The following is a 10,184-nucleotide window of genomic DNA, read 5'->3' as shown; positions in this document are numbered from 1 at the left end:
CACGGACATCACCGAGGACCAGCTCGCCAAGAAATGGTTCGACGCCGAGGCCTCGACCAACGACGTGAGCCTCCACTTCACCGCGGGGCTCTACCATCGGTTCACGGACAAGACGGACGGCGGCCTTTCGGTGAGCACCGGGATGGACCTTCGAAGCGTCCACCAGATCGACGAGTGGACGACGTGCACGCCGGCCGAGCGCTACCCGATCGTGAAGGACGAGACGCCGTTCACGGCGCAGATCGGCGCCGTTCACTACTACTCCCGCACCCTCCGCTTCGCGGGCGACCTCGCGTACCAGAACTGGGGGAGCATCCCGAGCTACAAGTCCGTGGCGCAGCTCTCGCTCGGGACCGAGTGGGAGCAGTCGGATCGCCTCGTCCTTCGCGCGGGGTTCTTCACGCTCTTTGATCCGAGCGACCTTCCGGACGACCGCTACGCGGAGGAGCTCCGCGACATCGAGAGGAGCGGCAACATCGTCCACGCGGACGAGTTCTTCCTCTCCGCGGGGGCGGGTTACTGGTTGACGCCGTACCTCCTCGTCGAGGGAGCGGCCGCGAACAGCCGGCTTCTTAGCCCCGAGGAGGGCCGCACTTCCGTGCTCGTCGGGATGCGTTTCCTACTCTCTCCGGAGCGGGAGGAGACCCGGTGACGCGAGCGCCGATCGGCGTCCTCGCGTCGGGCCGGGGGAGCAACCTGCTCGCGATTCTTGAAGCATCAAGCGCTTCCGGATATCCCGCGAGGGTGGCGCTTGTCCTCTCGGACGTCGAGGACGCGCCCGCGCTCGATCACGCCCGCGCGGCCGGCGTCGACGCGCTGTACGTCCCGCCCGGACCGCGGCGCGCCCGCGTCTCTCCGGAAGCGGAAACGCGGATGGTCGAGGAGCTCCGGGCGCGGGACGTCCGGCTCGTCGCGCTCGCCGGCTTCATGCGGATCCTCTCGCCGCGATTTCTTGACGCGTTTCCGAACCGCGTGATCAACATCCATCCCTCGCTTCTCCCCTCGTTCCCCGGGCTCGAGGCGCAGCGACAGGCCTTCGCACACGGCGTCCGGGTCTCCGGCTGCACGACTCACATCGTCGACGCGGGCGTCGACTCCGGCCCGATCCTCTTTCAGACCGCGGTCCCCGTCCGCGACGAGGAGACGGCGGAAAGCCTCGCGGCGCGAATCCTCGCGGAGGAGCACAAGCTTTATCCGCGAACGATCGCCGCGCTTCTCACGCAGGAGCTTGTTCTCGACGGAAGACGGTGCCTCTTCCGTCCGAAAGGAGCGCCCCGGTGACCACGCATGCCGTCGGACGAACGATCGTCGCGGGGAGAGAGCCGGACCGGAGCGGGAAGGTCCGCGATCTCTTCTATCTCGGAGACCGCATCCTTATCGTGACGAGCGACCGCATCTCCGCCTTCGACCGGGTGCTCCCCACGCGAATCCCGGGGAAGGGGAAGGTGCTCAACACGATCTCCGCCTTCTGGTTCGACCGCCTGGCCGCGATCGTTCCGAACCACAAGATCTCCACCGATCCGAGCGAGTATCCCGAGCCGTTCCGCGGCGAGCGCGAGGCGCTCGAAGGGCGGTCGATGCTCGTGCGCCGCGGAGAGGTCTTCCCATTCGAGTGCGTCGTGCGCGGGTATCTCGCCGGATCGGGATGGAAGGAGTACCGGGCGTCGGGAACGATCTCCGGCGTTTCGCTCCCGCGCGGACTCCGGCTCTCGGACAAGCTCCCCGAGCCGATCTTCACGCCGAGCACGAAGGCGGAGGGGACGCACGACCTCCCGGTTTCCCTCGGCGATATGGAGAACGCGCTCGGGAAGGAGACGGCGCGCGCGCTTCGCGATCGTTCCCTTGCCCTCTTTCGCGAGGCGACCGCCCACGCGGAGGCGCGCGGAATCCTTCTCGCCGACACGAAGTTCGAGTTCGCCAGGATCGACGGGGCGATCCATCTCGTCGACGAGGCGCTCACGCCCGACTCCTCGCGCTTCTGGAAGGCGGCGGGCTACCGTCCGGGGGAAGCGCAGGAGAGCTTCGACAAGCAGTTCGTGCGCGAGCACCTTCTCGGGATCTCCTGGAGCGGGGAGGAGCCCGCCCCCGCGCTTCCGCCCGATGTGGTGGAGGCGACGATCCGGCGCTATCGCGAGATCCTTGAGATCTTAACGAGCTAACGATCGAGGGCGCGAGGCGTCCGGCGGCCGCGCGGCGGATCCCCGCCGCACGTGCGGAAAGGAAGAAGGTGCGCATGGAATCGATGCGGCGGATCCGGCGCGCGATCGTCTCGGTTTCCGACAAGAGAGGCCTCGTCCCCTTCGCCTCCGCGCTCGCTTCGGCGGGTGCGGAGATCCTCTCGACCGGAGGAACGGCCGCGCATCTCCGAGAGGCGGGAATCGAGGTGCGCGAGATTCGCGAGGTGAGCGGTTTCCCCGAGATGCTCGGCGGGCGGGTGCGCACGCTCCATCCGCTCCTCTTCGGCGGGATCCTCGCCCGGCGCGGCGTCGCCTCCGATCGAGAGGAGATGGAGGTCTTCGGCATCCCGCCGATCGATCTCGTGCTCGTGAACTTCTACCCGTTCGCCGAGACGATCGCGCGCGGGGGCGCCACGGAGGAAGAGATCGTCGAGTCGATCGACATCGGAGGACCCTCGCTTCTCCGGGCGGCGGCGAAGAACTTCGAGGACGTCGCCGTCCTCTTCCACCCGGACCAGTACGAGCCGTTCCTCGCGCGCCTCCGCTCGGACGAGGGGGTTCCCCTCGCCGAGCGCCGCGCGCTCGCGGCCCGCGCGTTCCGCTATGTCGCCGACTACGACGAGCGGATCCTTGCTTGGTTCGAGCGGGACGCGCACGGCGCGCTTCCCGATCCGTTCCACCTCGCCGGATCGCTCCGGCAGGCGCTCCGCTACGGCGAAAACCCGCACCAGACGGCCGCCTGGTACGAAAGGGCCGGTTCCTCCCACCGCTTCGAGGCGCTCCAGGGAAAGGAGCTCTCGTACAACAACCTTGCCGACGCCGACGCCGCCTGGCGGCTCCTTCTCGAGTTCGAATCGCCCGCGGCGGTGATCGTGAAGCACGGAAACCCTTGCGGCGCCGCCCTCGGCGTTGACGCGCCCGCCGCCTTCCGCGCCGCCTTCTCGACCGACCCGCTCTCCGCGTTCGGAGGGATCGTCGCGGTGAACGCGCCGGTCGGGGAAGCGCTCGCCTCCGAATGGGAGAAGATCTTCCTCGAGGTCGTTCTCGCCCCCGACTTCGAGCCGGAGGCGCTCCGCATCCTCGCGAAGAAGAAGAACCTCCGCCTCGTGCGCGTCTTTGCGAACCCGTCGCAAGGTCCCGGACGAGAAGTCCGCCTCCTCGTCGACGGCTTCCTCGTTCAAGACCTCGATCGTTTACCACTCAATGAAGAGACGTGGCGCGTCGTCACCGAGCGGAAGCCGGCGGAGGAAGAGACGCGGGACGCGCGCTTCGCCTGGCGAACAGCCAAGCACGTCCGCTCGAACGCGATCGTTCTGGCGCGCGGAGAGAGAACGATCGGGATCGGCGCCGGGCAGATGAGCCGCGTCGACTCGACCCTCCTCGCGATCGAGAAGGCGCGGCGCGCCGGGATCGAGACGAAGGGCGCCGTCCTCGCCTCGGACGGCTTCTTCCCCTTCCCGGACAGTCTCGAGCGGGCGCGCGAGGCGGGGATCGCCGTGTTCGTCCAGCCGGGGGGATCGATCCGCGACGAGGAGGTCGTCGCCGCCGCGAACCGCCTCGGCGCGGCGATGATCCTCACCGGCGCCCGGCATTTCCGGCACTAAGTCGGCTAGAAACGGAGGGGAACGTGCAGGCGCGCGAGTGGGTTCTCGTCCTCGACTTCGGCTCGCAAACCACCCAGCTCATCGCGAGGCGGATCCGCGAGGCGAGCGTCTTCTGCCGCATCCTCGCCCCCTCGCGCGCGGGCGAGGAGCTTCTCCTCGACGACACGCTCCGCGGAATCGTCCTCTCGGGCGGGCCTTCTTCTGTGTTCGACAAGAACGCCCCGCGTCTTCCCGAGTGGTTCTCGCGCTACGAAGGCCCCGTGCTCGGCATCTGCTACGGCATGCAGCTTCTCGTGCACGCCGCCGGCGGCGAGGTCGCCGGAGGAGAGGAGAGGGAATACGGGCCGGCCGACCTCGAACGGACGGAACCTTGCGCGCTTCTCGAGGGGGTGAAGAGCCCGTCGCGCGTCTGGATGAGCCACGGGGACCGCGCCGTCCGCCTCCCCGAGGGGACGCGCGCCGTCGCGCGCACCGCCGACATCCCCTACGCGGCGATCGCGGATCGAGAAGCGCGGCGCCACGGCGTTCAGTTCCACCCCGAGGTGATTCATACCGAAGAGGGAGAGAGGATCCTCCGGAACTTTCTCTTCCGCGTGTGCGGATGCCGCGGGGATTGGACGGCGGAGCACGTCGCCGAGCGCGCGATCGCGGAGATCCGCGAGAAGGTCGAGGATGCCGAGGTCCTCACGGCGGTGAGCGGCGGCGTCGATTCGACCGTGATGGCGCGCCTCGTCCATCGCGCGGTCGGAGACCGGCTCCGCGCGGTCTTCGTCGACAACGGCCTTCTCCGGAAAGGAGAGAGGGAGTGGGTGATCCGCGCGTTCCGCGAGGAGCTTCGTCTTCCGCTCGAGGTGATCGACGGGGAAGAGCGCTTCCTCGCGCGGCTCCAAGGGGTCTCCGATCCCGAGGAGAAGCGCCGGATCATCGGACGGACGTTCGTCGATCTCTTCCAAGAGCGCGCGGGGGAGTGGCCGCGCGTCCGCTTGCTCGCGCAAGGGACCCTCTACCCGGACGTCATCGAGTCGGTCTCCACCGAGGGGCCGTCGGCCAAAATCAAGACGCACCACAACGTCGGCGGCCTGCCAGAGACGCTCCGCCTCGCGCTCGTCGAGCCGCTCCGGGAGCTCTTCAAGGATGAAGTGCGCGCACTCGGGCGCGCCCTCGACATCCCCGAGACGCTTCTCGGGCGCCACCCGTTCCCCGGGCCCGGGCTTGCGGTCCGGATCCTCGGGCCGGTCACGCGCGCCGCTCTCGAAACCCTTCGCGCGTGCGACGATCTCTTTATCCGTGAACTGAAGGATTCGGGCGAGTACGATCGCGTCTGGCAGGCGTTCGCCGTGCTTCTTCCCGTCTCGTCGGTCGGCGTGATGGGGGACAGCCGCACGTACGAGCAGGTCGTCGCCCTTCGCGCGGTCACCTCGAGGGACGGGATGACCGCGGACTGGGCGCGCCTCCCGCACGACCTTCTCGCGCGGATCGCGACGCGGATCCTGAACAGCGTGAAGGGGGTGAACCGGGTCGTGTACGACCTGAGCTCGAAACCCCCCGCGACGATCGAATGGGAGTAGCGATGCCGAGAAGACAAAGGAGAGATCGTGCCGAAGGAGGCTCGCGTGCGCGCGCGCGCGCGCCGATCGCCGCGCTCCTCTTTCTTTTCGCCTCGGCGGCGTTCGCGGCCCCTGATATCCCGAGCGAGCCGGTCGACTGGCTTCTCGATCCGCCGGAGACGCTCGTCCGCGAGAGAAGCGGCGAGATCGACGCGATGATCGCCCTCTGCGAGGAGATGGGCTGGACCGAGAAGGAGTACGCGCTCCGCGAGGCGAGGCTCCGCGAGAGACCGCCGGAAGGCGAGGCGCGGGCCGCCGAGGAGAAGAGGATCGCATCGCTCGCCCTCCGCACCGGCCGCTCCGCGCGCGCGCTCGAGCTTCTCGGCGACCCGGACCCGGGCGACGCCGAAGGGACCCTTCTCGCCGGCATCGTCGCGCTCCGCTCCGGAAAGAACCGGGAGGCGTCGCACCTTCTCCGCGCGGCGGAAGATCTCGGCGCGGCCGACCGCGATCTCGTCCGTTTCCGTCGCGCGGAAGCGCTCCGCTCCCTTCCCGAGGCGGATTACGGGATCCCGCTCCTTCTCGAGATCGCGGCCGAGCCGTCGGGCCGCTTTCGGATCGACGCGCTAGAGGAGGCGGCGCTCGCCCTCTTTCGCCGAAAGGAGCCGGAAAAGGCGCTCCCGCTCCTCCTCCGCGAGTACGGCGCCGGCTACGAAAGCTTGAAGCATCGAGAGCTCATCTACCGCACAGCCGAGGCGGAGCGCGAGACCGGACGGGCCGCCGCGGCCGCGTCTCTCCACCGGCGACTCCTCGAGGAGTGGCCCGAGCATCCGCGCGCGCTCGAATCGTTCCGCGCCCTTCGGCGGATGGAGACCGCGGGGACGATCCCGCACGATCCGCGCCTTCCTCTCCTCGGCGCACGAGCGGCGGCGCGCGCGGGGAGGACCGACGAGGCGATCCAGCTCCTTCGCCCGCTCCTCGATCGCCCCGAGCCCGATCCGCTCCGTCTCGAGGCATTACTTGAAACGGGAAAGGTTCACTATCAAGCGGAACGGTACCGCTCCGCCCTCCGCGTGCTCGATCCCCTCGCCGCGGGCTCGGGGGAGACGGCGCGGACCGCCCTTCTCTACCGGGCGCGCTCCTTCCGCAAGATGGGGGAATGGACCTCGTCGATCGAGGCGTACACGGCGTACGCGAGACGCTTCCCGACGAGCAGCCTCGCGCCGGAGGCGCAGTGGGAGGTCGCCTGGCGACGCAAGCTCCTCCGCCATCACGAGGAGGCGGCGAAAGCGTTTCGCGAGGTCCGCGTCCTGTTTCCGGAGAGCGAGTACGCGGCGCGCGCCCCCCTCCAGGAGGCGCTCTCCCTCGATGCGCTCGGCAGGACCCGGGAGGCGCGCGCGATCGTCGAGGAGCATCTCCGCGGCGGGGTCTCGGGGAGCGACCGGGTCGAGGCGCTCTACTGGGTCGCCGACCTCGCGGGGCGGCTCGGCGATTCGGCGCGCGCGGAGAGCGCGTTTCGGGAGCTCGCGGAGAAGCATCCCGAAACGTACTACGGGCTCCGCGCCGCCTCGAAGCTCGGAAAGACGGTGATCCTCTCCCCCTCGCGGATCGCGGAAGCGGCCGAGAGAGACGACCCGATGCGCGCGTGGATCCGCGAGTGGAGCCCGCGCCGAAGCGGAACCGCGGGACTCGACTTCGGCCGGCTCGCGCTCTACGCCTCTCTCGCGGAAGGTGAGGAGGCGCGCCGCGAGGCCGCCTCGCTCCGCAAGAGCCTCGAGGACGACCCGGAAGGGCTCCTCGATCTCGCGCGCGCCTGCCGCCGGCTCGCCCTCTTCGACGAGCTGATCCGCTGCGGCCGGCGGATTCAGGCTCTCGCGGAACGGGCGGGGGCGGATTCGGTCTTCCCGCACCTTCTCGCGCTCATCTATCCGCCCGCCTACCTCGATCTCATCGCCGCGGAGTGCGCGAAGTGGGAGGAGATCGATCCTTTCTTCGTTTTGTCCTTGATGCGTCAAGAGAGCTGGTTCCAGCCGAACGCGGTCTCCTCGGCGGGGGCGCGCGGCCTCATGCAGATCCTCCCCTCGACCGGGAAGCACATCGCGCGAAGCCTCGGCGAGGGGGACTCGTTCCGGGCGGAGCGGCTCGACGAGCCGGAGCGGAACATCCGATACGGGGTCTGGTACCTCCGTTCGCTCCTTCGCCGTTACGGGGGGGACGCGGTCGTCGCGGCGAGCGCTTACAACGCGGGGGAGGGGAGCGCGGACACGTGGGTCGCCGCCGCGGGGGACGAAGGTCCCGACCGCTACGTGGAGAAGATCACGTTCAGCGAGACCCGAACGTACGTGAAGCGGATCCTCTCCGGCTATTGGATCTGCAGGGCCATCTACGACGAGATCGCGACCCGTGGGTTCTCAGGTTAGGCCCGCCGCCCTTCTCGTTCTCGCGGCCGCGGTCGCCGCTCTGGCCGCCTCATACGAGCCGACCACGCTCGTCTACCCGACCTTCAAGCACGACCTCGGTCTTCACCACGTCAACGATTTCCACCTGCGCCTCTTCACAGGGAACCGGCATCGGTTTCGAGATCCGCGCGGAGTCGCCGCCGTCAAGCTGATCGAGCGGGACAACCCGGAGAAGACCGGCGACGACGATGAGCTGACCGTCTTCGGCGTGAACGCGGGCGAGCACTGCGTCATCTACAACTCGTCCGAAACAACCCTCGCCTCGTACGGGAAGAAGGGGAGCGGGGCGGGAGAGCTTCTCGATCCGTGGGGGATCGCCGCGAGCCCCGCCGGGGATGTCTACGTCGCCGACACGGGGAACCACCGGATCGTGCGCCTCCGCTACCGCGCGGGAAAGCTGAACGAGCTCGGCCCGCTCTCCGAACCGCTGGGCGATCCCACGCCATTTCGCTCCCCGAAAGGGGTCGCGCTCGCGACGAACGGCGACCTCTACGTCGCCGACGCCGGGAACGACCGCGTGGCGGTGCTCGACCGGATGGGGAACGGAATCCGCGCGTTCGGGGAGGACTTCTTGTCGGACCCGGAGGCGATCGCCGTGCTCGACCGGGAGGAGCGCTGGTCGTGCCGTCCGGACGAGTTCGTCGTCGTGATCGACGGGGAAGGGACGCGCGTCTGGAAGCTCCGTCCGGATGGAACCCCGATCGCTCGCGCGACCGCGGCGGAGCTGAGGATCCCAAACGGGCGCTTCCGCGGCGTCGCGATCGACTACCATCACCAGATCTACCTAACGGACGAAGCGAACCACGCGATTCATAAGCTGACGCCGGATCTCGAGCTCCTCACTTCCTTTGGACGTGAAGGGTCAGGGGACGCCGAATTCCGGGCGCCCTTCGGCATCACGGTCTGGCGGCGCTTCGGGCAGTTCTTTATCTCCGAAAGGACCGGTGCGCAGTACTACTGGGTGGGGGTCGACGTCGTCGACTATCGCGCGGACCCGGTCGTCTTTCGCTCGTCGGGAAAGATCCGCTTCTTTCTCACCGAGAGGGCGGAGGTCGCGGTCGCGATCCAGAACGACGCGGGACGCACAGTCCGAACGATCGCCGAGGGGCGCTTCTTTCCGGCCGGCGAGCGGTCCGTCGTTTGGGACGGGCGGGACGACGCGGGGGAGACGCTTCCGCCCGGGCGCTACCGGGCGCGCATCGAGGCGCGGGCGGTCTACTCTTCGTCGAAGCACTTCCGGAAGGTGGTTGAATTCCCTCTCGCGCTGGGATAGCCTGCGCCCGGCGGCCGGAGGATGCGAACGGAGGAGAAGGGTGACGGACGATCGGATCCGATGGGATGCGCTCACGTACGACGGGAGCGCGCCCGGACGTCCCGTCCCCTCGCTTCACATCTTTCTGAAACCGGCGGACCGCTCGGGGAGCGGACCACCCGCCGCCCAACGCCTCTTCCAGGACCTCGTCGCGCGCTTCTACTCGGGACCGCCGTTTCTCACCCCTCGCGAGAAGCTGGCCGACACGATCCGCCACGCGATCGAGGAGGCGTCGCGCACCGCCGAGGAGCGGGCGACCGGCGATCTCTCTCTCGCGGTCGCGATCGTCGATCCGGTGGACGAGGAGCTCCACCTCTTTCGGCAAGGGGACATCCTCCTCCTCTTGGCCGGCGAGGAGAACCGCCTGATCGGCGGGAGCGGCTACGAGACGCACGAATCGGGCTCGCTTCGGGGGCTCGCGTTTCTCGAGGCGAGTCGCGCGGAGGAGGGAGCCCATCTCGCGCTCATCGGGAAGGAAGAGCGGGGCCGGCTGCTCGTCGCCGGGTCGACCATCGGGATCTGGGTGCCGCTTGGAGAGGAGGGGGCGGCGATCGAACCGGTCGTAGCGGGGCGCGCCCTCGAGCCGGAGCGCGCGCCGCGGGCGTCCGAACCCTCGATGCCCACGCCGACGGCGGTCGAGCCGCTACCCGCGCCCGCCCTCGAGTCGGAGAGAGACCAACCGGTTCCTCCGGCCGCCGAGCCGCCCCTCGAGCCGGAACGTCTAAGCGCCCCGCATGCCGTTCCGGAGCCCGTGCCCACGGAGAGGACCGCGGACGAGCTCCGCTCGCCCAGAAGCCCGCGCCGCCGTCTCTCTCTCCTTCCTTTCTCACTCCTTCTTCTCCTCCTCCTCCTCGTGGTGTTCTGGAATCGGGCGGAGCGAGAGGCGAAGGGGGATCGAGAGGAAACGGCGCGAACGGAGTCCGCGCCGGCGCCATCCGAAGCGCCCGCGCCGGAGGCCGCCCCGGTCCGGGAGCCGCCTCCCGCGCCCGCGGGGACCCCGGCGTGGAGTTTCCGCGCGGGAGGAGCGATCACGTCCTCCCCTCATGTGTCGGGGGATCGGGTCTTCTTCGGATGCCGGGACGGGA

8 protein-coding genes are annotated in these 10,184 nt (G+C 69.2%); all 8 read left to right on the top strand.

Annotation, left to right across the window (positions count from 1 at the left end; genetic code table 11):
- On the top strand, window positions 1–652 hold a 652-nt coding region (locus FJY73_12970), incomplete at its 5' end, for a hypothetical protein (protein MBM3321569.1).
- The gene (locus tag FJY73_12965) at window positions 649–1,281 is read left to right on the top strand and encodes a phosphoribosylglycinamide formyltransferase (protein ID MBM3321568.1); all 633 of its coding nucleotides are present in this window, start codon (window positions 649–651) and stop codon (window positions 1,279–1,281) included. The genes FJY73_12970 and FJY73_12965, both read left to right, overlap by 4 nt.
- A gap of 23 nt (window positions 1,282–1,304) precedes the next feature.
- The gene (locus FJY73_12960) at window positions 1,305–2,159 is read left to right on the top strand and encodes a phosphoribosylaminoimidazolesuccinocarboxamide synthase (protein ID MBM3321567.1); all 855 of its coding nucleotides are present in this window, start codon (window positions 1,305–1,307) and stop codon (window positions 2,157–2,159) included.
- Window positions 2,160–2,242: 83 nt separating this feature from the next.
- Window positions 2,243–3,781, top strand: coding sequence for a bifunctional phosphoribosylaminoimidazolecarboxamide formyltransferase/IMP cyclohydrolase (gene purH / locus FJY73_12955; protein MBM3321566.1), 1,539 nt, complete (start codon window positions 2,243–2,245; stop codon window positions 3,779–3,781).
- 23 nt (window positions 3,782–3,804) lie between these two features.
- Window positions 3,805–5,349, top strand: a complete 1,545-nt coding sequence (guaA, locus tag FJY73_12950; GenBank protein ID MBM3321565.1) for a glutamine-hydrolyzing GMP synthase — start codon at window positions 3,805–3,807, stop codon at window positions 5,347–5,349.
- A 2-nt stretch (window positions 5,350–5,351) separates the two neighbouring features.
- Window positions 5,352–7,748, top strand: a complete 2,397-nt coding sequence (locus tag FJY73_12945; GenBank protein MBM3321564.1) for a transglycosylase SLT domain-containing protein — start codon at window positions 5,352–5,354, stop codon at window positions 7,746–7,748.
- Window positions 7,732–9,060 (top strand): hypothetical protein, encoded by a 1,329-nt coding sequence (locus FJY73_12940; GenBank protein MBM3321563.1) that lies wholly within the window; start codon window positions 7,732–7,734, stop codon window positions 9,058–9,060. Before FJY73_12945 ends, FJY73_12940 begins: the two co-directional genes overlap by 17 nt.
- 40 nt (window positions 9,061–9,100) lie before the next feature.
- Window positions 9,101–10,184: PQQ-binding-like beta-propeller repeat protein (locus FJY73_12935; protein ID MBM3321562.1), on the top strand; the 1,084-nt coding region annotated here is incomplete at its 3' end.

The sequence above is a fragment of the Candidatus Eisenbacteria bacterium genome (assembly GCA_016867715.1).
Lineage (GTDB): Bacteria > Orphanbacterota > Orphanbacteria > Orphanbacterales > Orphanbacteraceae > VGIW01.
The sequence above is the reverse complement of the archived record's forward strand: the minus strand, read 5'-3'. Positions and strand labels throughout refer to the sequence as shown.